The 26,076-nt window shown below is 70.7% G+C and carries 22 protein-coding genes; 12 read left to right on the forward strand and 10 right to left on the reverse strand.

What is annotated here, in order from left to right:
- Positions 1 to 41 precede the first annotated feature (41 nt).
- Complete coding sequence (locus C1703_RS35130) at positions 42 to 1,034, forward strand: SDR family oxidoreductase (protein ID WP_198678355.1); 993 nt, start codon at positions 42 to 44, stop codon at positions 1,032 to 1,034.
- Here the strand turns inward: C1703_RS35130 and C1703_RS35135 are convergent.
- Together C1703_RS35135 and C1703_RS35140 are read right to left on the reverse strand one after the other, a co-directional pair.
- On the reverse strand, positions 992 to 2,365 hold the full coding sequence (locus C1703_RS35135; RefSeq protein ID WP_114256628.1) for an O-antigen ligase family protein: 1,374 nt from the start codon (positions 2,363 to 2,365) through the stop codon (positions 992 to 994). The genes C1703_RS35130 and C1703_RS35135 overlap by 43 nt on opposite strands.
- A gap of 17 nt (positions 2,366 to 2,382) precedes the next feature.
- Positions 2,383 to 3,828, reverse strand: a complete 1,446-nt coding sequence (locus C1703_RS35140) for a polysaccharide biosynthesis tyrosine autokinase (RefSeq protein ID WP_198678356.1) — start codon at positions 3,826 to 3,828, stop codon at positions 2,383 to 2,385.
- Between the two features lie 112 nt (positions 3,829 to 3,940).
- On the opposite strand from C1703_RS35140, the gene C1703_RS35145 reads away from it, so the two are divergent.
- The 3 genes from C1703_RS35145 to C1703_RS35155 are packed head-to-tail and all read left to right on the forward strand — an operon-like array spanning position 3,941 to position 6,719.
- Positions 3,941 to 5,002 (forward strand): glycosyltransferase, encoded by a 1,062-nt coding sequence (locus C1703_RS35145; RefSeq protein WP_114256630.1) that lies wholly within the window; start codon positions 3,941 to 3,943, stop codon positions 5,000 to 5,002.
- Positions 5,003 to 5,028: 26 nt separating this feature from the next.
- On the forward strand, positions 5,029 to 5,772 hold the full coding sequence (locus tag C1703_RS35150; protein ID WP_157993203.1) for a sugar transferase: 744 nt from the start codon (positions 5,029 to 5,031) through the stop codon (positions 5,770 to 5,772).
- A complete protein-coding gene (locus C1703_RS35155; RefSeq protein WP_114256631.1) occupies positions 5,772 to 6,719 on the forward strand; it encodes an NAD-dependent epimerase/dehydratase family protein in 948 nt (315 codons plus the stop codon). The genes C1703_RS35150 and C1703_RS35155 overlap by 1 nt, the downstream gene beginning before the upstream one ends.
- Positions 6,720 to 6,733: 14 nt before the next feature.
- Here the strand turns inward: C1703_RS35155 and C1703_RS35160 are convergent, their stop codons facing one another.
- A complete protein-coding gene (locus tag C1703_RS35160; protein WP_114256632.1) occupies positions 6,734 to 7,696 on the reverse strand; it encodes a class I SAM-dependent methyltransferase in 963 nt (320 codons plus the stop codon).
- A 128-nt stretch (positions 7,697 to 7,824) separates the two neighbouring features.
- Here C1703_RS35160 and C1703_RS40345 point away from each other — a divergent pair, with 128 nt between their 5' ends.
- From C1703_RS40345 to C1703_RS35190, 6 genes are read left to right on the forward strand one after another with little or no spacing between them, the layout of a single operon-like run.
- On the forward strand, positions 7,825 to 9,165 hold the full coding sequence (locus tag C1703_RS40345) for a glycosyltransferase (protein ID WP_114256633.1): 1,341 nt from the start codon (positions 7,825 to 7,827) through the stop codon (positions 9,163 to 9,165).
- A 54-nt stretch (positions 9,166 to 9,219) separates the two neighbouring features.
- Positions 9,220 to 10,545, forward strand: coding sequence for a UDP-glucose/GDP-mannose dehydrogenase family protein (locus C1703_RS35170; protein WP_114257745.1), 1,326 nt, complete (start codon positions 9,220 to 9,222; stop codon positions 10,543 to 10,545).
- A gap of 17 nt (positions 10,546 to 10,562) precedes the next feature.
- Positions 10,563 to 11,540 carry a UDP-glucuronic acid decarboxylase family protein gene (locus C1703_RS35175; RefSeq protein ID WP_114256634.1) on the forward strand — a complete coding sequence of 326 codons (978 nt, stop codon included), beginning with the start codon at positions 10,563 to 10,565 and terminating at the stop codon, positions 11,538 to 11,540.
- A complete protein-coding gene (locus C1703_RS35180; protein ID WP_114256635.1) occupies positions 11,537 to 12,604 on the forward strand; it encodes a glucose-1-phosphate thymidylyltransferase in 1,068 nt (355 codons plus the stop codon). The genes C1703_RS35175 and C1703_RS35180 overlap by 4 nt, the downstream gene beginning before the upstream one ends.
- Positions 12,601 to 13,611 (forward strand): dTDP-glucose 4,6-dehydratase, encoded by a 1,011-nt coding sequence (gene rfbB, locus C1703_RS35185; RefSeq protein ID WP_114256636.1) that lies wholly within the window; start codon positions 12,601 to 12,603, stop codon positions 13,609 to 13,611. The genes C1703_RS35180 and rfbB overlap by 4 nt, the downstream gene beginning before the upstream one ends.
- 28 nt (positions 13,612 to 13,639) lie before the next feature.
- Entirely contained in the window at positions 13,640 to 15,451 is a 1,812-nt protein-coding gene (locus tag C1703_RS35190) for a glycoside hydrolase family 15 protein (RefSeq protein WP_114256637.1), read from the forward strand.
- A gap of 16 nt (positions 15,452 to 15,467) precedes the next feature.
- On the opposite strand, the gene galE is transcribed toward C1703_RS35190, so the two are convergent.
- The 7 genes from galE to iolC form a co-directional block, all read right to left on the reverse strand.
- The gene (gene galE / locus C1703_RS35195) at positions 15,468 to 16,568 is read right to left on the reverse strand and encodes a UDP-glucose 4-epimerase GalE (RefSeq protein WP_114256638.1); all 1,101 of its coding nucleotides are present in this window, start codon (positions 16,566 to 16,568) and stop codon (positions 15,468 to 15,470) included.
- 81 nt (positions 16,569 to 16,649) lie between these two features.
- On the reverse strand, positions 16,650 to 17,435 hold the full coding sequence (locus tag C1703_RS35200) for a GntR family transcriptional regulator (protein WP_114256639.1): 786 nt from the start codon (positions 17,433 to 17,435) through the stop codon (positions 16,650 to 16,652).
- A 24-nt stretch (positions 17,436 to 17,459) separates the two neighbouring features.
- Positions 17,460 to 18,953: a CoA-acylating methylmalonate-semialdehyde dehydrogenase gene (locus tag C1703_RS35205; protein WP_114256640.1), complete on the reverse strand. Its 1,494-nt coding sequence runs from the start codon at positions 18,951 to 18,953 to the stop codon at positions 17,460 to 17,462.
- A 55-nt stretch (positions 18,954 to 19,008) separates the two neighbouring features.
- Positions 19,009 to 20,880, reverse strand: coding sequence for a 3D-(3,5/4)-trihydroxycyclohexane-1,2-dione acylhydrolase (decyclizing) (gene iolD / locus C1703_RS35210; protein WP_114256641.1), 1,872 nt, complete (start codon positions 20,878 to 20,880; stop codon positions 19,009 to 19,011).
- Positions 20,877 to 21,770 carry a 5-deoxy-glucuronate isomerase gene (gene iolB, locus C1703_RS35215; RefSeq protein WP_114256642.1) on the reverse strand — a complete coding sequence of 298 codons (894 nt, stop codon included), beginning with the start codon at positions 21,768 to 21,770 and terminating at the stop codon, positions 20,877 to 20,879. The genes iolD and iolB overlap by 4 nt, the downstream gene beginning before the upstream one ends.
- Positions 21,771 to 21,784: 14 nt before the next feature.
- A complete protein-coding gene (locus C1703_RS35220) occupies positions 21,785 to 22,663 on the reverse strand; it encodes a deoxyribose-phosphate aldolase (RefSeq protein ID WP_114256643.1) in 879 nt (292 codons plus the stop codon).
- 13 nt (positions 22,664 to 22,676) lie between these two features.
- Positions 22,677 to 23,654 (reverse strand): 5-dehydro-2-deoxygluconokinase, encoded by a 978-nt coding sequence (iolC, locus tag C1703_RS35225; RefSeq protein ID WP_114256644.1) that lies wholly within the window; start codon positions 23,652 to 23,654, stop codon positions 22,677 to 22,679.
- A gap of 322 nt (positions 23,655 to 23,976) precedes the next feature.
- Between iolC and C1703_RS35230 the strand changes: the two genes are divergently transcribed.
- Together C1703_RS35230 and C1703_RS35235 are read left to right on the forward strand one after the other, a co-directional pair.
- Positions 23,977 to 24,996, forward strand: coding sequence for a sugar ABC transporter substrate-binding protein (locus tag C1703_RS35230; RefSeq protein WP_114256645.1), 1,020 nt, complete (start codon positions 23,977 to 23,979; stop codon positions 24,994 to 24,996).
- Positions 24,996 to 26,075: an ABC transporter permease gene (locus tag C1703_RS35235; protein WP_114256646.1), complete on the forward strand. Its 1,080-nt coding sequence runs from the start codon at positions 24,996 to 24,998 to the stop codon at positions 26,073 to 26,075. Before C1703_RS35230 ends, C1703_RS35235 begins: the two co-directional genes overlap by 1 nt.
- The last annotated feature ends 1 nt before the right edge of the window (position 26,076 follow it).

The raw sequence follows: 26,076 nt of genomic DNA on the forward strand, positions 1-26,076 counted from the left end.
CCCGGTATGCGTAACCGATGAAACGGTCGGAAGGCAAGAAAATGAAGATCACACGGGTTCTCGTCACGGGCGGGCAAGGTTATCTGGGTTCTCTCGTCAACGAGACGCTGTCCCGCAGTGGACTCGAGGTGGTGTCACTGGACAGCGGTCACGTGTCGGACACGCGGGCCGCCCTGCCTCATGTGACGTACGAGCAGGGAGACGTGCTGGAACCGGCCTCCTGGCAGACGGCTCTGACGGGTGTCGACGCGGTGGTCCACCTTGCCGCGATCGTCGGAGACCCCGCGTGCGGGGTGGACGAGGATCTGGCCATGCGGACGAACTACCTGGGGACGATCCGGGTCGTGGAGGCGTGCAGAAGGTTCGGCGTCGGCCGGATCGTCTTCGCGTCCACCTGCAGCAACTACGGGAGCACCGAAGGAGGTCAGGCCGACGTCTGGTCTCCCCTCAATCCCCAGTCGGTGTACGCGCAGACCAAAGTGCTGGCGGAGCACTACCTTCTCTCACCGCACGCGAACGGGCCGGAGCCCTGCATCCTGCGCTTCGCGACCCTGTACGGGCTGTCTCCCCGCATGCGCTTCGACCTGGCCGTGAACATCATGACGGCCAGTGCCGTCGCTCAGGGGCACCTCGTGGTCCACGGAGGGTCCCAGTGGCGGCCCTTCCTCCATGTGCGTGACGCTGCTGCGGCGATCCTCAAGTGTGTTCACAAGAAGCCGGGTTCGCCGGCCGCGGTGTACAACTGTGGCTCGAACAACGAGAACTATCTGATCAAGGACCTCGCCGAGCTGATCCAGCAGGAGGTGCCAGGTTCGGTCGCCGATGTTCTCGGGGAGTCACTGGACCCGCGGAACTACCGAGTGGATTTCTCCCTCATCCGGCAGGACCTTTCGTTCACCAACCGTTTCCGGGTGGTCGACGGCATACGCGAGATACGCCAAGCGATGATGAACGGCGCGTACGAGGACTACCTGTCGCCTCGGTACAGCAACTATCTGCGAGCCGTTGACCTGTCGAAGCAAGGCGTTTCGTGACGCGTGCCGACCGGAGGCACTCGCCCCCGGGATCCGGTCGGGACGAGCGTGGCCGCAAGGAGGGTGAACGTCAGCGCATTGCTGATGTCGAAGGCCCACGGGCGTTCCATGACCGAGCTCAGCAGGACGGGGAACAGGACGCAGGCAATGGTGGGTATTCCCCTGGTTCCGTCCCGGAAGACGAGATAGGCCAGCAGGATGAGGAAGAGAACGACTCCGATGAGGCCGCCGGCGTACGCCACGTCGATCCATTCGTTGTGCAGGGAGGGCGAGACGGCGGCGGGAATCTCGCCCTGCGGGTACTTGGCCGACCAGGCCTTGCCTCCGTACCCGACCAGTGGTGAGGCGGCCCACTCCTCCTTCGCCATGTCCCAGATGGCGGCACGCAGCCTCAGGTCGCCGAACATCGCGTGACGCAGCGGCACGACGACACCGAGGGCGGCCGCCGGGAGAAGGACGGACACGGCCAGGAGGCTGCGTCCGGGCATACCGCGTGGGACCCCTGGGGTCTCCTCGTCACGGAGTCGGGGACGCAGCACGGCCAGCAGTACCACGGTGGCGACGGCCGCTGTTCCGGCGAGCACACTCCCGGTGGCGGCCGCGAGAAAGGCGAGGTAGCACGCCAGGACGATCCGTACTCTGCCGCGCAGACTCAGCCAGGCGAAGGGGATGCACAGGAGCAGCATCAGGCCCAGGATGTTCTCGTTGGTGAAGACGCCCGCGTAGTGGATTCCGAGAACATTGCACGCGTTGTCGGCGCGGCAGGGGCGTAGGACGTCGGCTGGTTCCATGAGTGCCTGGATCCCGCCCATCGTGGTGTACACCATGGCGACGGCGGTGCCACCGAGGAGCGCCGAGCGTCCTGGACGTCCGACCGCTGCCGCGAGCAGGGCCGCCAGCAGCGTGAGCTGTCTGGGACTCCACAGGGGCTCACCGTTGAGGCCGTCGGACGCTCCGAGGGCCAGGACGATCGTGAAGGCGATGAGCGGCGCGGCGTTGATCCGGGCGCGTGCGACCAGCAGCCGGTAGAGGACGAAGGCCACACACACGGCCAGCAGCAGGCCGTTGGAGACCACGGCGATCTGGTGCACCCACCCCGGAGAACCGATCACGGTGCGGCCCAGGGGGTCCAGTTGCTCCTGCCGGCCCGAGCCGATCACGTACGCCGCGGCGTCCACGTTGGCGAGCACTCCGACCAGCAGGACCACAGTCGCGGTGAGGTCCCAGTCCCTGAAGGTGCGGGCCCTGAGGAAGGCTGCCGCCCACGGGATCAGGGCCAGCAGGGACAGCAGGCCGATGATCAGCACCGAGGTGGACTGCTCCTGCGACATGCGGAGCCTCCCTGTGCCTAACGGCGGTGCCCGGCCGGGGAACGGACACCAGCGGACACCCGTGCCGGTTCGCCGTCGGGAACCGGCGCCGGCCGGCGGTCGGAGACCGGAGCGTGGCTTCGCTCCCTCGCCTCGCTGCCAGGGCGCCGTCCTGGGAACCTCTCGGCGGGCACGCCGGTGAGAACGGCACCCACCACGCGCGCGTGGACGGAGGTCAGGCTTTCGAGCGCACGGTGCGCCAGGTCGTGGCGGATCTTGCCGGCGCGGAGGACGAGGAGCACGGCCTCGGTCGCCGGGGCGAGGATCGCCGCATCGGCGTAGGGGAGCAGCGGAGGGCTGTCCACCACCACGAGATCCGCCTCGGACTCGAGAGTCCGCAACAGCTGCGTCATGTGCGGGGACGAGAGCAGTGCGCTGGGGTCCGGTGCCGGAGTGCCGGCTGCCAGCACCCGCAGCAGCCCGTCGCCCCAGCTCTGGAGGGCCCCGTCCGGTGATGCCTCACCGGTGAGGACGTCCGACAGTCCGGCTGTTCCGGACAGGCCGAGTGTCCGAGCCAGCTGCGGTCGGCGCAGATCCGCCTCGACGAGGACAACGCGTCGGCCGGTCCGCGCGACGTTGGCCGCCAGGTCGAGGGCGGTCTCGGTCCTGCCCTCTCGGGGCAGGGCGCTCGCGATCAGCAGCGAACGCGGCACGCGCCCGTCGGAGGAGGAGAAGGGAAGACGGGCGCGAAGCTGGCTCAGCGCCTCGTCCCGGGGCGTTCCGCCGGCGAGCGGGCCGGTGTGAGCGCCTCGCCGGACGGGTTTCGGCAGTGCGCCTACCTCCGGCAGTCCCAGGCGGCGGCGGACGTCGCCGGCCGATCGGACGGTGGTGTCGAGCGACTGACGCAGTACGGCGCCGGTGATACCGACGACGAGACCGCAGAGCAGCCCGATCGCCAGGTTCAGCGCCGGACGCGGGCTCGTGGGCGCCGACGGCGGCACGGGGTCACCGACGACGCTGGCCTTGATCACGGGTGGCGCGTCGCTGGCCGCCTTCTCGATGCTGTCGATGTACTTCGTGAACTGGACGGCGGTCTCGTCGGCGATCGCCTGTGCGCGTGCGGCGGACCCTTCCTGCACCCGGATGTCGACCAGGGTCGTGTCGAGTGGCGCCTGCGCGCTGATCTTCTTCGCGAGTTGCCCGGTCGTGGTCTTGAGGTCCAACTCGGCGATGACGGCCTCGAGCACCGTGGGGCTGTTCGCGATCCTCGTGTACGACTTCACCCGCTGCTGTGTGAACAGACCGCCCGCGTAGGCGTCGGCGCTGTCCTTGTCATTGGTGGCGACGAACAGCTGCGCCTTCGCCGTGTACGTGGGTGGCGTCATGACTGTCACGGCGACGGCCGCGGCCAGTCCCAGCAGGCCGCACACCACGACGACCCTCCACCGCCGGCGCAGCACGTCGATGAATTCCCGGAGGTCCATGGAAGCCTCCATCCGTCCGGACGGCCGCCTTGACTCACAGGTGGACGACAAGGCATATTTTGGTTTACGGCGTAAATGTACGATATCAGCGTCGAGCGTGGAATGTGAAGCCATGGACGGTCATCCGAGCCACTGCGCGGTCACTCCCTACAGCCGCAGAGCCGGCAGCTCACGGGTCCGTGTCTTCGAATGGCTGGACCGCGTCGACGCGGACTTCACCGTGAGCGCCTACGCCTCGCTGGCCGACGCCGCGCCCTCCCGTCTGGCCCGCCATCCCCTGGCCGTGGCACGGGCGGAACTGCGCCTGCACCGGCTCGTGACCGCGCGTCCGAGGCGCCTGCTGCTGCACCGGGAGGCATCCCCGCTCAGCCGCGGCTGGTGGGAGCGGCGCCTGTTGTCGAGCGCGGAGTTCGCCGTGTACGACTTCGACGACGCCCTCCAGTGGGACCAAGGCGGCGGTCTGGCGCGCAGGCTGGCGCCCAAGGCCGCCAAGGCGCGGGCGGCCGTGCGTCACGCCGACCGTGTCATCGCGGGCAACGACATCCTCGGGGACTGGGCCGCGCACCACCATCGCGACGTCGTGGTGATCCCCAGTTGCGTGGAGCCGGAGGACTACGCGCCCAAGACTTCCTACGCCCTGCATGACCCACCGCGGCTCGGCTGGATCGGCTCCCGGGACAACGAGGCGTACCTGCTCCTGGTGGCCGGAGCGCTCGAAGAGATCCACCGGCGCAGCGGCGCCCGCCTGACGCTCGTCGGCACGACGCGGCGCTCACTCGGCCGCCTGGAGGCCTTCGTCGACCGGGTCGCCTGGAGCCCGCACACCGAGCGAACCGTGCTGGCCGGCATCGACATCGGCCTGATGCCGCTGCCGGCGACCCGTTACAGCCTGGGCAAGTGCGGCTACAAGCTGCTCCAGTACGGTGCCGCGGGGGTGCCGTCGGTGGCCAGCCCCCTCGGGGTGAACGCCGACATCCTGCGCCGGTTCCGGATGCCGGGCGCCCGCGACGACGGTGAATGGACCGAAGCGATCCTGGGGCTGCTGGACGGCTCGGACGCCGTCCGGGAGCGGCTGGGGCGCGGTGCCCGGGCCGTCGTGAGACGGCGCTACTCCTACGACGCCTGGCTGTCCCGCTGGACGGCGGCTCTGGAACTTCCCGCGGCGGCGTCATGACGACGGCAGCCATGAAGGGACCCCCCATGGACACCACTGGTCACCCGGACACCACTGGTCACCTGAAGCAGCAGGTTCTCCCGCACATGACGCCGGTGCCTCTCACCGTGCCGCGCCGCGCCCAGGACGTCGTCGTGTCGCTGGTGCTGCTCGTCCTCCTGTCACCGCTGCTGCTGGTCCTGTGCGTCCTGGTGCGCAGCACGAGCGGCGGACCGGTGATCTTCCGGCAGCGGCGCATGGGGGAGGGGGCGCTCGAGTTCACTCTCTACAAGTTCCGCACCATGCGGCAGGACGCCGCGGGCCCCGGCCTCACCGGGATGTCGGACCCCCGTGTGACCGCTACGGGCCGGCTGCTGAGGCGCTTCGGCCTGGACGAACTGCCGCAACTGTTCAACGTCCTGCGCGGTGACATGACGCTGGTGGGCCCGCGCCCCGAGGCCGCCGAACTGGCTCACCGCTACCCGCCCCAGTACCACTGGGTGTTCCGTCACCGCCCCGGACTCACAGGGCCGTGCCAGCTTCGCTCACGTTCCGACGCGGTGCTGCTGGACGGCAGGCCTGATCCGGAGAGGTACTACCTCGAGGTCATGCTCCCGCGCCGGGCCGCGATGGACGCGGAGCTGCTGGCGCACATCACCCCCTTCACCGTGCTGCGCCTTGCCGCGCGCACACCGTGGTATCTCCTGTCCGCCGCCTGGGACCGGCCCCGGAGTTCTCGCGCCGGGGCGGCCGGTGACGTGGCGCGGTGCACCGAGGGAGGCCGATCCTGATGCGTGCCGTCGTGACCGGGGCAGCCGGATTCATCGGCTCCCATCTCTGCGAGCACCTGCTGTCCTGCGGCGACGACGTGACGGGCGTCGATGCCCTCACGGACTTCTACGACCCCGAGCGCAAGCGGCAGAACCTCCGCCCCCTGCTCGGCCGGGACCGTTTCACCTTCCGGCAGGACGATCTGCTGGCGGTGCCGCTGGAGCCGCTCTTCGCCGATGCCGACGCGGTCTTCCACCTCGCGGGGCAGCCCGGAGTACGAGGCTCCTGGGGGCCGGAGTTCGCCGTCTACGTGGAGCGCAACATCCTCGTCACCCAGCGCGTCCTGGAAACGGCGCGCGCCACACAGCTGGGACGGCTCGTGTACGCCTCCAGCTCTTCGGTCTACGGGAACGCCGAGGCGTACCCGACCGGAGAGGCGGTGCGCCCCAGACCGGTGTCTCCGTACGGCGTGACCAAACTGGCCGCAGAGCACCTCTGCGAGACGTATCGCACCGCTTTCGGGGTGCCCGCCGTCTCCCTTCGCCTGTTCAGCGTCTACGGTCCCGGGCAACGACCCGACATGGCGTTCTCCCGGCTGATCACCGCGGCCCTCGCACATCAGACCTTCACCCTGTACGGAGACGGTGAGCAGAGCCGGGACTTCACCTACGTCGCGGATGTGGTGACCGCCATGCGCGACGCCGCGTACTCCTCGTGGAGCGGTGTGGCGAACGTGGGAGGCGGATCCGAGGTGACGATGAATCAGGTCATCGGGCTGCTTCGGCTGCTGGGCGCCTCCGTACGTGTGGTGCGGGCACCTCGTGCACCCGGAGACGCCCGTCGCACTGCCGCTGACATCACGGTCGCCCGCGAGGCCTTCGGCTTCCGGCCCTCGACGGGCGTACGGGACGGTCTCGCGGCGATGATCGCGGCCGCCGCCGCGCGTCAGCCGGTGCCTTCCCTGTGACCGCCGAGGCGGCGTCAGGACTGTGCTCCGCGGTAGTAGGTCAGGATCTCCGCGGCCGGCATCTCGCCGTCCCGCTTGCGCCCCAGGAAGTAGAAGGCGGTGGCATCGTCCATCGCGTAGCGCTCGGGCACCAAGGCGTCCAGGGCGCGCAGCCAGAACAGCAACGCCCGCGTCGCGCGGCCCGCGAGAGCCGAACGAGTCAGTCCGCGGACCAAGTGGTCGACGCTCAAGAGCAGTTGGGTGCCGGGTCCGGTGATGGGGCCGGCGGCGAGTTCCTCGAAGCGGCGGAAGAGGTAACGGTGGCCGCTCGCGGTGAACCGCGTGAAGTCGTGGGCACCGGCGTGAACTTGCTGCAGGAACGGGGTTTCGGCGTACACGAGCCCACGGTCCCGCAGGACCCGGTGGATCTCCGCGACGACCCGGGGCGGATCGAGTACGTGCTCCAGTACGGCCTGGACGAGCACCGCGTCGACGCTCGCCGGGGGCAGCGGAATCTGGTGGGCGTCCGCGATCAACTGCGTGACGGGACCGCCCACGATGTCGAAACCGATCACTTGCACGCGCGGATCCCGGTAGATGGCGCCCACGCCGTTGCCGACGGTGGCCCCGCCCACGACGAGCAGCCGCGACGCCTGGCCGGGAAGTCCGCGCAGCAGGAGATCGACGTTCCGGGCCGCTGCGCGATTGGGCGGTTTGAGGATGCGGCGCAGCGGCGCCGGAAGTCCGTCGGCGCCGGAGGGGCGCGCCCCTCGGGAACTCGTGCCGCCGGACGTCGCGATGAGCGCCTCGCGGTCGACGACACTGCGCTCGAAGTCGACGAGCACCGGCCACCGGCCGGCGACGGGAAACGCCAGGGGTGCGTGGTAGAGGCAGTCGGGCCTGGCGCAGTGGAAGCCGCCGGGCCGCGCCAGCAGCGGTGCCAGGCAACGAGGGCAGACCAGGAGACGCTCGATCGCGCTCACGTCGGCGAGGACCATGGGCGCTCCTCCGGCGCACTTCTGGTGGGTGTCATATGACCAGCTTCTGATGGATTGACCCCTGATGCCCGATGAGCGATGATGTACGTATACGTCGTAAATATACGCATCCGAGGCGGTGGTCGATCATGACGAAGGGGACGCTCGTGACCGGCTCGGGGCGGTCCGCCGCAGGAGCCGCCGCGAGCTGGCCCGCCGCGCCCCCGCAGGTGGCCCCGGTGGTGACGCTGCCGACACCACCGCCGCTGCCCCGCATCAAGGTCCTGCACGTGATCACCCGCTTCACGGCGGGAGCGGGTGGCAACACCCTGCTGTCGGCAGAGGGAATGGACCCCGAGCGGTACGAGGTGTGGATCGCCGGGGTCCCGGGGGGTGACCTCTGGGACCGGGCGCGCGCCGCCGGACTGCGCACGGTCCAGGTGCCGGGATTCCGGCACACCCTGACCCCCGTGGACCTTCTGGTGCTCTGGAGACTGGTGCGTCTCATACGCCGCGAGCGGTTCACCGTCGTGCACACCCACTCGGGCAAAGGCGGATTCCTGGGGCGCGCCGCCGCACGGCTGTCCCGCACACCGGTGGTGGTGCACACCTTCCACGGCTTCAGCTTCCACCCGTACATGTCCCGCCGCAGGCGGACGGCGTACCGCTGGCTGGAGCGGGCGACACGGCGCTTCACCCATCGGTTTCTCGCCGTCGCGCCGCGTGTGGCGCGGGAGGCGGTCGAAGAGCGACTGGCCCCGCCGGGCCGCGTCCATGTCGTGCCGTCAGCCGTGGACCTGGGGCACATCCCCGAGCGTTTCGATCCTGCCGCCCGCCATGAGCTGGGCGTGCCGCGCGACAAGCCCCTCGTCGGCACCGTCGGCAGGATCGACTACCAGAAGGCACCTTGGGACTTCATCCGCATGGCGGCCGCGATCCGTGCCGATCACCCGGGCACCGCGTTCGTCATGATCGGCGACGGGCCGCTGGAGGGCGAGGTCCGGCGGCTCGCCGCGGAACTGGACGTCGACGTGACCTTCGGCGGGTACCGGCCGGATGCCTCCTGGCTGGTGGCAGGGCTGGACGTCTTCGTGACGACGTCGCTCTACGAAGGCCTCGGCCGAGCGCTCACCGAAGCGCTGGCCACCGCTCGTCCGGTCGTCGCCACGGCTGTGAACGGTGTCCCCGATCTGGTCGAGCACGGTGCCACGGGCCTGCTCGTGCCACCCGCCGACCCCGAGCGCGAGGCACGGGCGGTCACCTGGCTGCTCGACCATCCCGCGGAGGCCGCCGAGATGGGGCAGCAGGGCCGCCGTCGGGTCCGTACCTCCTTCGCGCCCCGCGCGATGTGCGCGGCCGTCGACGACTGCTACCGCGACCTGCTCGGCCTGCCGCCCCTCCCGGAGCGGGCGGCCGGCGTCCCCGGCCCGGCCCAGGGGGCCACGCCAGGACCGTTGAACCGAGCATCAGGATCCTCGCCCCCTGACTGAACCCGAGCGTCGACCGGCGACATGCCCCCCGACGCGCCCACCACGGAGACCGACATGCGCCTGACTGTCATCGGCACCGGATACGTAGGGGCGGTCCACGCCGCTTGCATGGCGGAGATCGGGCACGAAGTGCTCGGCGTGGACATCGACGCGGAGCGGATCGGCGCCCTCGCCGCCGGCCGGCCACCGTTCTACGAGCCCGGCCTGCCCGGCCTGCTCAAGCGGATGGTCGACACGGGCCGGCTGCGCTTCACCACCTCACTGGTCGAAGCCGCATGGTTCGCCGACACCCACTTCGTCTGCGTCGGCACCCCGCAGCAGGCTGGTTCGGGTGCCTCCGATCTCAGGGATTTCGAGGCCGTCAGGGACGGTCTGGCCCCGTATCTCCACGACAGCGGATACGAGGAAGTCCTGGTCGTCGGCAAGTCCACGGTGCCCGTCGGGACCGCCGCCCGGCTGGCCGTGCTCCTGCGCGCCGTCGCCCCCGCTGCCGACGTGGCCTGGAACCCGGAGTTTCTGCGCGAGGGCTGCGCGATCCGTGACACCCTGCGGCCGGAACGCATCGTGGTGGGCGTCCGCTCGGAGCACGCCGAAGCACGGTTGCGGGCCGTCTACGCGCCTCTCCTGGCGGCCGGCACACCGTTCATCGTGACCGACACCGCGACCGCCGAACTCGTCAAAGGGGCCTCGAACTCCTTCCTCGCCACCAAGATCTCCTTCATCAACGCCATGGCCGAGATCTGCGACGCCACGGGCGCGGACGTGCTCACCCTCGCCCGGGCGATGGGCGCCGACTCCCGTATCGGCCCTCGGTTCCTGGCCCCGGGGCTCGGGTTCGGCGGCAGCTGCCTGCCCAAGGACATCAGGGCCTTCGCCGCGCGGGCCGAGGAACTCGGCTTGGGCGAGTCGGTGGCCTTCCTCCACGAGATCGACGAGATCAACACACGCCAGCGCGAACGCACCATCGCCCTCGCGCAGAAGGCCCTCGGCGGGACGTTCAAGAATCGGAACGTCGCGGTCCTCGGCGCCGCCTTCAAGCCCCGCAGCGACGACGTCCGGGACTCGCCGGCGCTCGCCGTGGCGCACGCGATCCGCCGCAGGGGAGCACAGGTCCGCGTCCACGACCCCGAGGCGATCGACAACGCCCGGGCGGCGTACCCCGCGCTCCAGTTCGCACTGGACGTGACCAAGGCATGCGAGCAGGCCGATGTCGTCCTGCACCTGACCGAATGGCCCCAGTACCGGGAGATCGACCCCGTGGCCCTCGCCGCGGTGGTGCGCACCCCGGCCATCGTCGACGCGCGCAACGCCCTCGACCCGGCGGACTGGTGCGCCGCGGGCTGGACGCTGTGCGCGCCGGGCAGACCGAACCTCGGCTGACTGGCGGGAGAGAGATCATGCGCGTCGTGGTGTCCGGCGGGAGCGGCTTCCTGGGATCCCATCTGTGCGAAGCGCTGCTGCGCCGCGGGGACCGGGTCTGCTGCCTGGACAACTTCTCCTCGGGCCGGGTGCTCAACCTCGCTCCTATGGTGAGCAACTCCGGGTTCGAATGCATCCCGGGCGATGTGACCGAGCCGCTGAGGGTCCACGGCGACGTCGACGCCGTGGTGCACCTGGCAAGTCCGGCCTCCCCGCTCGACTACGCCCGCCGCCCGCTGCAGACGCTGGCCACCGGCAGCCGGGGCACCGAGAACCTGCTGGAGCTGGCGGTCCGGCACCGGGCCCGCTTCGTCCTGGCGTCCACCAGCGAGGTCTACGGAGATCCGGAGATACACCCGCAGCACGAGGACTACTGGGGGCACGTCAATCCCGTCGGGCCCCGCAGCGTCTACGACGAGGCCAAGCGCTTCGCCGAGGCCCTCACCATGGCCTACCGGCGCAGCAAGGGCGCGGACACCGGGATCGTGCGGATCTTCAACACGTACGGCCCGCGGATGCGCGCGGACGACGGACGGGTGGTGTCCACCTTCATCACGCAGGCCCTGGACGGGGAGGAACTGACCGTCTTCGGGGACGGCGCCCAGACCCGCAGCCTCTGCTACGTCGACGACATGGTCCGGGGTCTGCTGGCCATGGTGGACGCCGATCTGCCCGGCCCGGTCAACCTCGGCAACCCCTGCGAGCGGACCGTGCGGGAACTCGCGGAACTCGTGTTGATGATCACCGGCTCCGACAGCGGACTGTGCTTCCTGCCGCTGCCCGTCGACGACCCCGTCCGCAGACGCCCCGTCATCACGCGGGCCTTCGAAACACTCGGCTGGCAGCCGCAGGTGCCGCTGGAAGAAGGGCTGCGCCGCACCGTCGCCTGGTTCGCCGCGCGGTCGGACACGTCCGTACAGCCTCCCGATTCCTACGCAGTGGGGTGGCCCTCATGAAAGCACTCGTCCTGTGCGGCGGCGCCGGCACACGGCTCCGCCCCATCACCCACACCTCGGCCAAGCAACTGGTCCCGGTGGCCAACAAACCCGTCCTCTTCTACGGCCTGGAGGCCATCGCCGCCGCCGGGGTCCGGGAGACCGGCATCATCGTCGGGGACACGGCACCGGAGATCCGGGCGGCCGTCGGCGACGGTTCCCGCTTCGGCCTGGACGTGACCTACCTCCACCAGGAGGCGCCGCTCGGTCTCGCCCACGCCGTGCTGATCGCCCGGGACTTCCTCGGCGACGACGACTTCGTGATGTACCTCGGTGACAACTTCATCGTCGGCGGCATCTCCGGCGTGGTCGACGACTTCCGCCGCGAACGCCCCGACGCCCGCATCCTGCTGACCCACGTCTCCGAACCCGCGTCCTTCGGCATCGCCGAACTGGACGCGGCGGGCCGGGTGGTGGGCCTGGAGGAGAAGCCCCGGCAGCCCCGCAGCGACCTCGCCCTGGTCGGCGTCTACCTCTTCACCGCCGCCGTGCACGAGGCGGTGCGTGCCATACGGCCCTCCCGGCGCGGCGAGCTGGAGATCACCGACGCGATCCAGTGGCTGATCGACGCCGGCCGGCACGTGCGTGCCACGACGATCTCCGGCTACTGGAAGGACACCGGCAACGTCACCGACATGCTGGAGGTCAACCGGTCGGTCCTGGAGAGCGTCGAGCCGTGGACCGGCGGCAGCGTCGACGCGGCGAGCGAGATCATCGGCCGGGTCCGGATCGAGGACGGGGCCAAGGTGTTCGGCAGCCGTGTCGTCGGTCCGGCCGTCATCGGCGCCGGTACCGTCATCACCGACTCCTACGTGGGACCGTTCACCTCGATCGCCGAGAACTGCCGCATCGAGGACAGCGAGATCGAGTACTCCATCGTGCTGGGGCGCTCGACCGTCAGCGGCACCCACCGCGTCGAGGTCTCGCTCATCGGCCACGACGTCGAGGTGACCCCCGCTCCGCGCACCCCTGCCGTACACCGGCTCGTGCTCGGCGATCACAGCAAGGTGCAGATCCCGTCATGACCACGACCCGCATCCTGGTGACCGGCGGAGCCGGCTTCATCGGCTCGGCCTACGTCCGCGCGCTGCTCGGCCCGAACGGTCCGCCCGACGTCGCGGTGACCGTGCTCGACAAGCTCACCTACGCGGGCAACCCCGCCAATCTGGCCGACGTCCGCGCCGCCGACGGCTTCGCGTTCGTCCGGGGCGACATCTGCGACGCGAACCTCGTCGACGAACTGGTGGCGGCCCACGACCAGATCGTGCACTTCGCCGCCGAGACCCACGTCGACCGCTCCCTCTTCGGAGCCGGCGTCTTCGTCCGGACGAACGTCCTGGGCACCCAGACCCTGTTGGACGCGGCCCTGCGGCACGCACCGAAGATCTTCATCCACATCTCCTCCGACGAGGTGTACGGCTCCATCCGCGACGGCTCCTGGCCGGAGACCGACCCGCTGCGGCCCAACTCGCCCTACTCCGCCTCCAAGGCCGCCTCGGACCTCATCGCGCTGTCCTACCACCGCACCCACGGTCTGGAAGTCCGCGTCACCCGGTGCTCCAACAACTACGGCCCCCACCAGTACCCCGAGAAGATCGTCCCGCTGTTCATCACCCGGCTGCTGGACGGCCGGCCGGTGCCGCTGTACGGCGACGGCCACAACATCCGCGACTGGATCCACGTCGACGACCACGTGCGCGGTATCGAACTCGTCCGCACCCGCGGCCGGCCGGGCGAGGTCTACAACATCGGCGCCGGTGACGAACTGTCCAACCTGGACCTGACCGGGCTGCTGCTCCGCGCATGCGGCGCCGACTGGGCGGACGTGCGGTTCGTCGAGGACCGCAAGGGCCATGACCGGCGTTACTCGGTCGACTCCACGAAGATCCGCACGGAACTCGGGTTCGTACCGCTCAAGGACCTGGCCACGGGGCTCACGGAGACCGTCGCCTGGTACCGGACGCACCGCTCCTGGTGGGAGCCGCTGCAACGGCGGGCGGACCGGCAGGAGAGGTTGCCTCTCCTGCCCTGATAGCCAAGAAGGCCTTGAGGGACCAGCCATGAGCCCACCCATCGAGGACTACGCCCTCATCAGCGACCTGGAGACAGCCGCCATGGTCGGCCGGGACGGCTCCGTCGACTGGCTGTGTCTGCCCCGGTTCGACTCGCCGGCCTGCCTCGCGGCCCTGGTGGGCACCGAGGCCAACGGCTTCTGGCGGATCGCGCCCGTCGGCTCAGTCGCCGGTGGTCCTTGCACCCGCCGCGCCTACCGGCCCGACACGCTGGTCCTGGACACCGTGTGGGAGACCCCGACCGGGACGGCCCGGGTCACCGACTTCATGCCGCCCCGGACACAACTGCCCTGCGTCGTCCGCGTGGTGGAGGGCCTGTCGGGTTCCGTGCGCATGCGCAGCGAACTGCGGCTGCGTTTCCACCAGGGCCGCGTCGTGCCGTGGGTGAGGGGCGACGGACACCGCACCGTCGCGGTCGCCGGGCCGGACGCCGTCTGGCTGGACACCGACGGCCCGGTGCGGGTGAACGGTGGCGTGGACGCCACGGTCTGGGATGTCACCGTCCAGGCCGGCCGGCGGCTGGCGCTGACGCTGACCTGGTCGCCCTCGCACCAGCCCGAGCCGCCGACGCCGCTGTCCGTACCGGCGGAGACGTCGCTGAAGGAGACCGCCGGCTTCTGGCGGCGCTGGAGCGCCCAGTGCCGCTACCGAGGGCCCTGGCGGGAGGCCGTGGTGCGGTCCCTGATCACCCTGAAGGCCCTCACCTACGCGCCTACCGGCGGCATCGTGGCCGCGCCGACCACCTCGCTGCCGGGCTGCATCGGTGGTACCCGCAACTGGGACCACCGGTACTGCTGGCTGCGCGACTCCACGCTGACCCTGTCCTGCCTGCTGCGCAGCGGCTACCGGGAGGAGGCCACGGCCTGGCTGGACTGGCTCGTCCGGGCCATCGCGGGCGACCCCGACGACCTGCAGACCATGTACGGCGTCGCCGGGCAGCGGCTGATGCCCGAGACCGAGGCGCCGTGGCTCGCCGGTTACGAGGGGTCCCGTCCGGTGCGGTTCGGGAACTCGGCGGTGGGCCAGTTCCAGCTGGACGTCTACGGCGAGGTCCTGGACACGCTCTGCCTGTCGCTGCGGGCCGGTATCCCCATGCCCGCCCATGTGTGGGAACTCGTGGAGGCCCTGATGGGCTTCCTGCAGCGGCACTGGCGGGAACCCGACCAGGGACTGTGGCAGGTGCGGGGGCCGCGGCGGCAGTTCGTGCACTCCAAGGTGATGGCGTGGGTGGCCGCGGATCGCGCCCTTCGCATGGGGCGGCTGCTCGGCCGCACCGGGTCGTCGGGCGAGTGGCGGGCCATGCGCGCGGAGGTGCACCGGCAGGTCTGCCGGCACGGCTGGGACGGGGACCGGCGGTCCTTCGTGCAGGCTTACGGCTCTTCGGCGCTGGACGCCTCGGCCCTGCTGATTCCCCGGGTCGGCTTCCTCCCGGCCCGCGACGAGCGGGTACGGGGCACCGTCCGCGCGATGTCCGGACTCGGCCAGGGCGGCTTCGTGCGGCGGTTCGCGTCCTACGGCCCCGGCGGGGACGGAATGCCCGGCCGGGAGGGTGCCTTCGTGGCGTGCTCGCTCTGGTACGCCGACGCCCTGGCCGCGACCGGCCACCCGGGGCAGGCCCAGGAGGTGTTCGAGCGCGTCCTCGCCATCCGCAACGACGTCGGGCTGCTCGCCGAGCAGTGGGACCCGGAGGCGGGCCGCCAACTCGGCAACGCTCCACAGGCGTGCAGTCACATCGCCCTGGTCGAAACGGCGTTCGCCTTGTCGGCACCACCCGGCGTCCGTCCCGGGTCACGTCGCTGATCCGGACGGGGGCTGATCAGTGCTTGCTGTTCGGCCGTCGGGCGGAATCGTCGTAGCCGTGCGGGTTGAGCTCCTGGAAGTGCCAGGCGTCGCGGCACATGTCGGACAGGTCACGCGTGGGACGCCAACTCCAGGCGCGGGCCACCGCGGTCGCGTCGGCGACGAGTTCGGCGACGTCCCCCGGCCGCCTGGGCGCGACCTCGTACGGAATGCTCCGGCCGCACGCCTCGGAGAACGCGGCGACGACCTCCAGGACCGAACTGCCTTTGCCGACGCCGAGGTTGTACACGTGCATGCCCGGGGCGTCGGCGACATGATCGAGCGCGAGGCGGTGCGCCTCCACGGTGTCCAGGACGTGGAGGTAGTCACGGATCGCCGTTCCGTCGGGCGTGGGGTAGTCGTCGCCGAAGACGTGCAGCCGTTCCCGGCGGCCGACGGCGACCTGGGCGACGTACGGCATGAGGTTGTCGGGCGTGCCGCGCGGGTCCTCGCCGAGCAGGCCGCTGGGATGGGCGCCGGCCGGGTTGAAGTACCGCAGGCACAGCACCGTGTACTCGGGGCGCCGGTCGCAGACGTCGGCGAGGATCTGCTCGCAGAGCCACTTGGAGGCCGCGTACGGGTTGGTGGGGCGGGCCGGGGCGGTCTCGGCGATCGGGCCGGGGTCCGCGTCGCCGTAGACCGAGCAGGAGGAGGAGTACACCATCCGGTGCACGCCGTGGTCGTGCATGGTGCGCAGCAGTGCCGTGGTGCCGCCGACGTTCGTATCGTAGTACTCGACGGGCATCGCGGCCGACTTGCTCACCGACTTGTGCGCCGCGAGGTGCACGACGGCGTCCACGGAGTGTCGGTCGAAGACGGCCGAGAGGGCGTGCCGATCACGGATGTCCAGTTCGTACACCGCGCCGACGAAGCGGCCGGCGATGCGTTCCACCCGGGCGAACACCTGAGGGGTGCTGTTGGAGTAGTTGTCGACCACGATCACTTCGTAGCCGTGGTCGAGCAGTTCCACGCAGGTGTGGCTGCCGATGAAACCGGCCCCGCCCGTGACGAGGACGGTCGAGGGAGCCCAGGAGGATCCGGCTCCTCGAGCGGTCGGCGACTGGTTCCTGCGGGCCATGCCAGACTCCCGCGACGGGTGCGGCGAAACCGTATGTTTACGGTGTATATATACGACTTTGCACCCGGCTTCGGACTCCGGTCAAGCCCTGACCAGCAACTGGAAGTCGAACGTGTACCGCGACGCCCGGTAGATGTGCGTCCCGTACTCCACCGCCCGCCCGGTGTCGTCATACGCCGTGCGCCGCATCGTGAGCAGGGCCGCGCCCTCCTCCTCGTCCAGCCGGGCGGCCTCCTGAGCCGTGGCCGCGCGGGCGCCGATGGTCTGGCGGGCGCTGTGCAGGGTGATGCCCGCCGAGCGCATCATCCGGTACAGGCCCGTCGATTCCAGGCGGGCGTCGTCGAGGTCCAGCAGGGTCGGTGGGAGGTAGTTGCAGAGGAGGGCCACCGGCCGGCCGTGCGTGCGGCGCAGCCGTTCCAGGGCGGTGACCTCGCTGCCCTCGGGTACGCCCAGGGCCGCCGCCACCTCGCAGGACGCCGGGACGGCCTCGTGGCGCACGACCTGCGTGGTCGGGCCCTGCCCGGCCGCCTCCAGGTCGTCGTAGAGGCTGCTCAGCTCCAGGGGGCGCTTGACCTGGCTGTGCACCACCTGTGTGCCCACCCCGCGCCGCCGGACCAGCAGCCCCTTGTCGACGAGGGACTGGATGGCCTGGCGGACGGTGGGGCGGGACAGGCCGAGACGGACCGAGAGGTCGACCTCGTTGCCCAGGAGGTCGCCCGGGGCGAGGACCCCGTGCTCGATCGCCGCCTCCAGCTGCTGCGCGAGCTGGTGGTACAGCGGCACGGGAGTGGACCGGTCCAGGGCGAAGTCCAGTGCGGCCAGCGCCGGGGCGGCCGCCGTGCGGGCACGGTCACCGGTCTTCGCCATGGATCGAACCCCCCTTTCCGGACGTCAGGAGTTGCTCGGGAAACCGAGGTTGATGCCGCCGTCGGACGGGTCCGGCCAGCGCGTGGTGATGACCTTGCCCTGGGTGTAGAAGGCGATGCCGTCGTTGCCGTAGATGTGCAGGTCGCCGAAGAGGGAGTCCTTCCAGCCGCCGAAGGAGTGGTAGCCGACGGGGACCGGGATGGGCACGTTGACGCCGACCATGCCGGCCTTGACCTCCAGCTGGAAGCGGCGGGCCGCGCCGCCGTCCCGGGTGAAGATCGCGGTGCCGTTGCCCCAGCGGGAGTCGTTGATCAGCTTGATGGCGTCGTCGTAGGTCTCCGCGCGGACCACGCACAGCACCGGGCCGAAGATCTCGTCGCGGTAGGCGTCCGCCGTCAGCGGCACCCGGTCCAGCAGGGAGACGCCGAGGAAGAACCCGTCCTCGTGGCCCTCCACCGAGAAGCCCGTGCCGTCCACCACGACCTCGGCGCCCTGCTCGGCGGCCGACGCCACGTACGAGGCCACCTTGTCGCGGTGCTCGCGGGTGATCAGCGGCCCCATCTCGGACGCCGGGTCGGTGCCGGGGCCGATCTTCAGGTTCTTCGCGCGCTCGGCGATCTTGCCGACCAGCTCGTCACCGGTGTCGCCGACCGCGACCACCACCGACACGGCCATGCAGCGCTCGCCCGCCGAGCCGTACGCCGCGTTGATCGCCTGGTCGGCGGCGAGGTCCAGGTCGGCGTCGGGCAGCACCAGCATGTGGTTCTTGGCGCCGCCGAGGGCCTGTACGCGCTTGCCGTGCTCGACGGCCTTGAGCTGGATGTACCTGGCGATCGGGGTCGAGCCGACGAAGGAGACCGCCTCGATGTCCGGGTGCTCCAGGATGCGGTCCACGGCCGTCTTGTCGCCCTGCACGATGTTCAGGACGCCCTCGGGCAGGCCCGCCTCGGCGGCCAGTTCGGCCAGGCGGAAGGAGGCCGACGGGTCCTTCTCCGACGGCTTCAGCACGAACGTGTTGCCGCAGGCGATGGCCAGCGGGAACATCCACATCGGCACCATCGCCGGGAAGTTGAACGGGGTGATGCCCGCGACCACGCCCAGCGGCTGGCGGATCGAGGCGACGTCGACCCGGGAGGACACCTGGGTGGACAGCTCGCCCTTCAGCTGGACCGAGATGCCGCAGGCCAGCTCCACGATCTCCATGCCGCGCGCGACCTCGCCCAGCGCGTCGGAGTGCACCTTGCCGTGCTCGGCGGTGATCAGCGCGGCGATCTCGTCGCGGTGGGCGTCCAGCAGCTCGCGGTACTTGAACAGGATCGCCGTGCGCTTGGCCAGCGAGGACTGGCCCCAGCTCTCGAAGGCGGCCTTGGCGGAGGCGACCGCGGCGTCCACCTCCTCGGCGGTCGCGAAGGCGACCTGCTTCTCCTGGGCGCCGGTCGCCGGGTTGTAGACGGGGCCGAACCGGCCGGAGGTGCCCTCGACGGGCTTGCCGTCGATCCAGTGGGTGATGGTCTTCATGGTGCGCAGGGGCCTTTCGGGGAGCCAGGGATCAACGGAGGGGGTCAGAAGGGGATCAGAGGTGACGGCGGCGGGCGGCCACCTGGCGGTCGTAGCGCTCGCGGGCCTCGACGGCGGCCTCACGGGAGGCCGTCTCGGCGACCGGCACGTCCCACCAGGCCTCGGCCGGGGGAGCGGTCGGCGCCGGGTCGGTCTCGACGTACACGCACGTCGGCCGGTCGGAGGCGCGGGCGGCGGCGAGGGCCTCGCGCAGCTCGCGCACGGTCTTGGCGCGCAGCACGTCCATGCCGAGGCTCGCGGCGTTCGCGGCCAGGTCGACGGGGAGCGGGGCGCCGGTGAAGGTGCCGTCGGCGGCCCGGAAGCGGTAGGCGGTGCCGAAGCGCTCGCCGCCGGTCTCCTCCGACAGGCCGCCGATGGAGGCGTAGCCGTGGTTCTGGATGAGGACGATGTTGAGCGGCAGGCCCTCCTGGACGGCCGTGACGATCTCCGTCGGCATCATCAGGTAGGTGCCGTCGCCGACCAGCGCCCACACCGGCGTGCCCGGCGCTGCCTGCTGGACGCCGATGCCCGCCGGGATCTCGTAGCCCATGCAGGAGTAGCCGTACTCCAGGTGGTACTGGCGCGGGCTGCGCGAGCGCCACAGCTTGTGCAGGTCGCCGGGGAGCGAACCGGCCGCGTTGATCACCACGTCGTCGTCGCCGACGGCCGCGTCCAGCGCGCCGAGCACCTGCGTCTGGGTCGGGACGGCGTTCTCGTCGCCGGCGCGGTAGGCGGCCTCGACGACCTCGTCCCAGCGGGCCTTGCCGGCGCGGTACTCGGCTTCGTAGGAAGCCTCCACCCGGTGGCCGGCGAGCGCCTCGCGGAGCAGTTCCAGACCGGCCCGCGCGTCGCAGACCAGCGTCCGTGCCGCCAGCTTGTGCGCGTCGAAGCCGGTGATGTTGAGGTTGAGGAACCGCACGTCCGGGTGCTGGAAGAGCGTGCCGGAGGCCGTGGTGAAGTCGGTGTGGCGGGTGCCGACGCCGATCACGAGGTCGGCCGTGCGGGCGAGGTCGTCGCTGACGGCCGTGCCGGTGTGGCCGATGCCGCCGAGGTCGGCGGGGTGGTCGTGGCGCAGCGAGCCCTTGCCGGCCTGGGTGGAGGCGACCGGGATGCCCGTGGCCTCCACGAACGCCTTCAGGGCCGCCTCGGCCTCGCTGTGGTGGACGCCGCCGCCCGCCACGATCAGCGGTCGCCGCGCCGACCGGACGGCCTCGACGGCCGCCGCCAGCTCCACCGGGTCGGGCGCGGGACGCCGTACGGACCAGACGCGCTCGCCGAAGAACTCCTCCGGCCAGTCGTACGCCTCCGCCTGCACGTCCTGGGGGAGGGCGAGCGTGACGGCGCCGGTCTCGGCCGGGTCGGCCAGCACGCGCATCGCCTGGAGTGCCGAGGGGATCAGCGCCTCGGGGCGGGTGATGCGGTCGAAGTAGCGCGAGACCGGGCGCAGGGTGTCGTTGACGGACACGTCGGCCTCGACCGGGTGCTCCAGCTGCTGGAGCAGCGGGTCGGCGGAGTGCGTGGCGAAGTAGTCGCCGGGCAGGAGCAGCACCGGGAGGCGGTTGATCGTCGCGAGCGCGGCGCCGGTGACCAGGTTGGTGGCGCCCGGGCCGATGGAGGTCGTCACGGCCTGCGCGGACAGGCGGTTGAGCTGGCGGGCGTAGCCGACCGCCGCGTGCACCATGGACTGCTCGTTGCGGCCCTGGTGGAACGGCATCACATCGGCGTACTCGACCAGCGCCTGGCCGACCCCGGCGACGTTGCCGTGGCCGAAGATGCCCCAGGTCCCCGCGATCAGCCGGCGGCGTACGCCGTCCCGCTCGGTGTACTGGGCGGACAGGAACCGCACCAGGGCCTGGGCGGTCGTCAGTCGGCGGGTGCGGGCGCTCATACGGAGGTCTCCGGGGCGGTGTAGAGGGGGAGGCGGGGGTCGACCGGCTGGTCCGGCCAGGTGTCGCGGACCCAGGCGTGGTCGGGGTGGTCGCAGATCAGCCAGGCGCGCTCGGCCTCCGGGCCCGCCATGACGTTGAGGTAGTACATGTGGTGGCCGGGCGTGGCCATCGACGGGCCGTGCCAGCCGTCCGGGATGAGGACGACGTCGCCGTCGCGGACCTCCGCGAGCACGTCGGTGTCGCGGCCCGGGCCGGAGGGGGTCACGCGCTGGTAGCCGAGGCCGGGGACGCCGTCGTGGCCGGCGAACTCGAAGTAGTAGATCTCCTCCAGCACGGACTCCTCGCCCGGCCGGTGCTCGTCGTGCTTGTGCGGCGGGAACGACGACCAGTTGCCGCCCGGGGTGATCACCTCGACCGCGATGAGCTTGTCGCACTCGAAGACCCCGGCCGCGCCGAAGTTGTTGACCTGCCGCGAGCAGTTCCCGGTGCCGCGCAGCTCGACGGGGACCTCGGAGGCCGGGCCGTAGCGGGCGGGCAGGCGGCGGGTGCAGCGCGCGCCGGTCAGCGCGAACCGGCCGCCGGCGGCGGAGGTCACGGTCGTCCGGGCGTCGCGCGGCACGTAGGCGAAGTCGCTCACCGCGCTGAACACGTCGGGGCGGCCGTGCAGGTCGAAGCTGTCCTGGCCGAAGTCGTCGGCGGACGCGACCGTGCAGGCACCGCTCAGCGGGACGACGATCCATTCGCTGTCACCGGTGTCGAAGGTGTGGGAGCCGCCCGGCGGCAGCTCCAGCACCCGCAGGCTCGAATGGCCCCAGCCGGCCTTCTCGGGCGTGACGTCGACGACGTAGGGGCCGCCGAGCGCCTTGCCGGCGGGAAGGTGGTACGTCATGTCATCCTCCGCAATCACAACAGGCCGACGGCCGTGTCCACCGCTTCTTCCACGCTGCCCTCGGCCGGGTAGAGCAGCGACCGCCCGACGACCATGCCCTGGACGGTGGGCAGGCGCAGGGCCTTGCGCCAGCGTTCGTAGGCGCCCTCCTGGTCGTCGCCGACCTCGCCGCCGAGCAGCACGACGGGCAGCGTGGAGGTCTCCAGGACCTCGGCCATGTCGTCCGGGTCGTCGGTGACGGGCAGCTTCAGCCAGGTGTAGGCGGAGGTGCCGCCCAGGCCCGAGGCGATCGCGATCGACTTGGTGACGGCCTCGGCGGACAGGTCGTTGCGGACCCTGCCGTCGACCCGCCGGGAGAGGAACGGCTCGACGAACAGGGGGAGCCGGAGGGCGGCCATGGCGTCGATCGCCCGCGCGGTGGACTCCAGCGTGGTCAGCGAGCCCGGGTCGTCGTAGTCGATGCGGACCAGGAGCTTGCCCGCGTCGAAGCGGAGCCGGGCGATGTCCTCGGCGCGGTGGCCGGTGAAGCGGTCGTCCATCTCGAAGGCGGCCCCGGCGAGGCCGCCGCGGTTCATCGAGCCCATGACGACCTTGTTCTCCAGCACGCCGAGCAGGAGCAGGTCCTCCAGGATGTCGGCGGTGGCGAGCACCCCGTCGACGCCCGGCCGGGACAGCGCGGTGCACAGGCGCTGCAGCAGGTCCGCGCGGTGGGCCATGGCCAGGCGCCGGTCGCCGACCCCCAGGGCGCCCCGTGCCGGGTGGTCGGCGGCCACGATCATCAGCCGGCCGCTGTCGCCGATCAGCGGGCGGCGCGCCCGGCGGGCCGCCGCCTCGGCGACGGCCTCGGGGTGCCGGGCTCTGACCGTGGTGAGGTCGGGGATGCCGATGTTCAAGGAAGGCTCCGTTTCAGTGGCTCGGGCTCGGCGACGGCACTCCGGCGAGGAGGTCCTCGACCTCGGACTCGGTGGGCATCGCGGAGGAGCAGGCGAGGCGGGAGGCGACGAGGGCGCCGGCGGCGTTGGCGTGCCGCATGGTCCGCTCCAGGTCCCAGCCGGCGAGCAGGCCGTGGCAGAGGGAGCCGCCGAAGGCGTCGCCCGCCCCGAGGCCGTTGACGACCTCGACCGGCACCGGCGGCACCTCGGCCCGGGTGCCGTCGCGGTGCACGGCCAGCACGCCCTTGGGGCCCTGCTTGACGACGGCCAGCTCCACGCCCGCCTCCAGCAGGGCGTCCGCGCAGGCCTGCGGCTCGCGCACGCCGGTGGCGATCTCGCACTCGTCGAGGTTGCCGACCGCGACCGTGGCGTGCCGCAGGGCCTCGCGGTAGTACGGGCGGGCCTCCTCGGGGTCGCCCCAGAACATCGGGCGCCAGTCGAGGTCGAAGACGGTGATCCCGGACTTGTCGCGGGCCTTGAGGGCGGCGAGCGTGGCGGAGCGGCTGGGCTCCTCGCTCAGGCCGGTGCCGGTGATCCAGAAGATCCGGGCCCCGCGGATGCCGAAGAAGTCCAGCTCGTCGGTGTGGATCTCCAGGTCCGGGGCCTTGGGGCGGCGGTAGAAGTACAGCGGGAAGTCGTCCGGCGGGAAGATCTCGCAGAAGGTGATCGGCGTCGGGTACGCGGCGACCGGGGTCACCCAGCGGTCGTCGACCCCGAAGTTCCGCAGCTCCTGGTGCAGATACGTGCCGAAGGGGTCGTCGCCGGTGCGCGTGATCACGGCCGTGCGGCGGCCGAGGCGGGCTGCGGCGACCGCCACATTGGCCGCAGAACCTCCCAGGAATTTCCCGAACGTCTCCACCTGGGCCAGGGGCACGCCGGTCTGCAGGGGATAGAGGTCGACCCCGATGCGGCCCATCGTGATCACATCGAAATACTGGGCTGGCTCGGCCATGCGCGACCTCCTCGGGAAGCTGGGGATGCGGGTCCCGGGGCGCCCTGACACGGTGGGGGCGTGGATCCACGGGACCTGCCGCCCCCCAGGTGTAGGTCTCGGAGGGCAGCCCTGTCAATAGTTTGTACTTACATTCGGACCTGCTTGTGAAATGATGTCTTAACAAAGTATTGACAGCGGGCGCGGCAGGGACTTGGATCCCGTGCCATCGCAACAGTCGGTTTGCGGCATCATGATCCGGACTCCGTAAGGCTCCGGGACCACGGATCCTCGTGATCCCCTCCCCTTTCCCCCGCAGTAGCACAGTGAGGTGCCAGGAAAGATGGACCGCTCTTCTCACCCCCGCTCCCGCCGGTTCGCGCCCGTCGTCGCCGTGGCCGCAGCAGCGGCCCTGACCCTCGCCGGCTGCTCCAGCAGTTCCGGGGGCAAGAAGGCCGAGGAAGGCGCCGCGAACGCCTCCGCCGGCAAGGCGACCACGCCGCGCATGACCGTCGCCCTCGTCACCCACCAGGCTCCCGGCGACACCTTCTGGGACACCGTCCGCAAGGGTGCCGAGGCCGCGGCCGCCAAGGACAACATCAAGCTCGTCTACTCCGCCGACCCGAACGCGGGCAACCAGGCCAACCTGGTCCAGACCGCGATCGACCAGAAGGTCGACGGCATCGCGGTCACCCTCGCCAAGCCGGACGCGCTCAAGGGCGTCATCGGCAAGGCCGAGCAGGCCGGCATACCCGTCGTCGGCCTCAACTCCGGCCTGAGCGACTGGAAGAAGCTCAACCTGCTGGAGTTCTTCGGCCAGGACGAGTCCGTCGCGGGCGAGGCCTTCGGCAAGAAGCTCAACGAGGTCGGTGCGAAGCACGCCCTCTGTGTCATCCAGGAGCAGGGCAACGTGGGTCTCACCCAGCGCTGCGACGGCGTGGAGAAGACCTTCGACGGCAAGCTCGACGTCCAGAACGTCAACGGCGCGGACAAGCCGTCGGTGAAGTCGACGCTCACCGCCAAGCTGAAGCAGGACTCCTCCATCGACTACGTCGTCACGCTCGGGGCCCCGTTCGCGCTGACCGCGGTGCAGTCGGTGAGTGATGCCGGCAGCAAGGCGAAGGTCGCGACCTTCGACCTCAACAAGGAACTCATCGGCGCCGTCAAGAGCGGCGACATCCAGTTCGCGGTGGACCAGCAGCCCTACCTGCAGGGTTACCTGGCCGTCGACGGTCTGTGGCTCTACAAGAACAACGGCAACTACAGCGGCGGCGGCGAGCAGCCCGTGCTGACCGGCCCGGCCTTCGTCGACAAGTCCAACGTCGACAAGATCGCCGAGTTCGCCGCGAAGGGTACCCGGTGATGAGCATGACCCAGCAGGCTGAGCCGGCGGTGACTTCACCGCCGGTCTCCGGCCCGGGCAAGGAGAAGGACGGGCGGACCCGGCAGCGCTCCCTGGTGCTGAGACTGCTCGCTCGACCCGAGGTGGGCGTCTTCCTCGGCGCCCTGGCCATCCTGGTCTTCTTCCTGATCATGGCGCCGACATTGCGCCAGGGCAGTTCGATGTCGACGGTCCTCTACCAGTCGTCGACCATCGGGATCATGGTCCTGCCCGTGGCGCTGCTGATGATCGGCGGCGAGTTCGACCTGTCCTCCGGCGTCGCGCCGGTCGCCTCGGCGCTGACGGCGAGCATGACCGCCTTCGAGCTGACCCTGAACGTCTGGGTCGGCGTGATCGCGGCCCTGGTGGTGTCGCTTGCGATCGGCTTCTTCAACGGCTGGCTGCTGGTGAAGACCGGGCTGCCGAGCTTCCTGGTCACCCTGGGCACGTTCATGGGTCTGCAGGGCGTGAACCTGGCGGTGACCAAGCTGGTCACCGGCAACGTCGCCACGGACGACATCAGCGACATGGACGGCTTCGACCAGGCCAGGGCCGTGTTCGCCTCGTCCTTCGACGTCGGCGGAGTCAACGTCAAGATCACTGTCTTGTGGTGGCTGGCTTTCGCGGCGCTGGCCACGTGGGTCCTGCTGCGCACCAAGTACGGCAACTGGATCTTCGCGGTCGGCGGCAACAAGGACAGCGCCCGCGCCGTCGGCGTCCCGGTGAACTTCACCAAGATCTCGCTGTTCGTGCTGGTCGGTTTCGGCGCCTGGTTCGTCGGCATGCACAACCTGTTCCAGTACAACACCGTGCAGTCCGGTGAGGGCGTGGGCAACGAGCTGATCTACATCGCCGCGGCGGTGGTCGGCGGCTGTCTGCTGACCGGCGGTTACGGCACGATCATCGGCCCGGTCTTCGGCGCGTTCATGTTCGGCCTGGTCCAGTTGGGCATCGTCTACGCCACCTGGAACCCCGACTGGTTCAAGACCTTCCTCGGCGTGATGCTCGTGGGCGCCACCCTCGTCAATCTGTGGGTCCGCAAGCAAGCGACCCGGAGGTGAT

Source organism: Streptomyces sp. Go-475 (assembly GCF_003330845.1).
Classification (GTDB): Bacteria; Actinomycetota; Actinomycetes; order Streptomycetales; family Streptomycetaceae; genus Streptomyces.

Excerpts from the sequence above, each read along its gene's own strand:
- C1703_RS35150 (WP_157993203.1), top strand. The coding sequence starts at position 5,029 with ATGGACACCACTGGTCACCCGGACACCACTGGTCACCTGAAGCAGCAG.
- iolB (WP_114256642.1), bottom strand. The coding sequence starts at position 21,770 with ATGACGTACCACCTTCCCGCCGGCAAGGCGCTCGGCGGCCCCTACGTC.
- C1703_RS35230 (WP_114256645.1), top strand. The coding sequence starts at position 23,977 with ATGGACCGCTCTTCTCACCCCCGCTCCCGCCGGTTCGCGCCCGTCGTC.
- C1703_RS35180 (WP_114256635.1), top strand. The coding sequence starts at position 11,537 with ATGAAAGCACTCGTCCTGTGCGGCGGCGCCGGCACACGGCTCCGCCCC.
- C1703_RS35170 (WP_114257745.1), top strand. The coding sequence starts at position 9,220 with ATGCGCCTGACTGTCATCGGCACCGGATACGTAGGGGCGGTCCACGCC.
- C1703_RS35190 (WP_114256637.1), top strand. The coding sequence starts at position 13,640 with ATGAGCCCACCCATCGAGGACTACGCCCTCATCAGCGACCTGGAGACA.
- galE (WP_114256638.1), bottom strand. The coding sequence starts at position 16,568 with ATGGCCCGCAGGAACCAGTCGCCGACCGCTCGAGGAGCCGGATCCTCC.
- C1703_RS35175 (WP_114256634.1), top strand. The coding sequence starts at position 10,563 with ATGCGCGTCGTGGTGTCCGGCGGGAGCGGCTTCCTGGGATCCCATCTG.
- iolC (WP_114256644.1), bottom strand. The coding sequence starts at position 23,654 with ATGGCCGAGCCAGCCCAGTATTTCGATGTGATCACGATGGGCCGCATC.
- rfbB (WP_114256636.1), top strand. The coding sequence starts at position 12,601 with ATGACCACGACCCGCATCCTGGTGACCGGCGGAGCCGGCTTCATCGGC.
- C1703_RS35130 (WP_198678355.1), top strand. The coding sequence starts at position 42 with ATGAAGATCACACGGGTTCTCGTCACGGGCGGGCAAGGTTATCTGGGT.
- C1703_RS35160 (WP_114256632.1), bottom strand. The coding sequence starts at position 7,696 with ATGGTCCTCGCCGACGTGAGCGCGATCGAGCGTCTCCTGGTCTGCCCT.
- iolD (WP_114256641.1), bottom strand. The coding sequence starts at position 20,880 with ATGAGCGCCCGCACCCGCCGACTGACGACCGCCCAGGCCCTGGTGCGG.
- C1703_RS40345 (WP_114256633.1), top strand. The coding sequence starts at position 7,825 with ATGACGAAGGGGACGCTCGTGACCGGCTCGGGGCGGTCCGCCGCAGGA.
- C1703_RS35205 (WP_114256640.1), bottom strand. The coding sequence starts at position 18,953 with ATGAAGACCATCACCCACTGGATCGACGGCAAGCCCGTCGAGGGCACC.
- C1703_RS35200 (WP_114256639.1), bottom strand. The coding sequence starts at position 17,435 with ATGGCGAAGACCGGTGACCGTGCCCGCACGGCGGCCGCCCCGGCGCTG.
- C1703_RS35140 (WP_198678356.1), bottom strand. The coding sequence starts at position 3,828 with ATGGACCTCCGGGAATTCATCGACGTGCTGCGCCGGCGGTGGAGGGTC.
- C1703_RS35235 (WP_114256646.1), top strand. The coding sequence starts at position 24,996 with ATGAGCATGACCCAGCAGGCTGAGCCGGCGGTGACTTCACCGCCGGTC.
- C1703_RS35155 (WP_114256631.1), top strand. The coding sequence starts at position 5,772 with ATGCGTGCCGTCGTGACCGGGGCAGCCGGATTCATCGGCTCCCATCTC.
- C1703_RS35145 (WP_114256630.1), top strand. The coding sequence starts at position 3,941 with ATGGACGGTCATCCGAGCCACTGCGCGGTCACTCCCTACAGCCGCAGA.
- C1703_RS35135 (WP_114256628.1), bottom strand. The coding sequence starts at position 2,365 with ATGTCGCAGGAGCAGTCCACCTCGGTGCTGATCATCGGCCTGCTGTCC.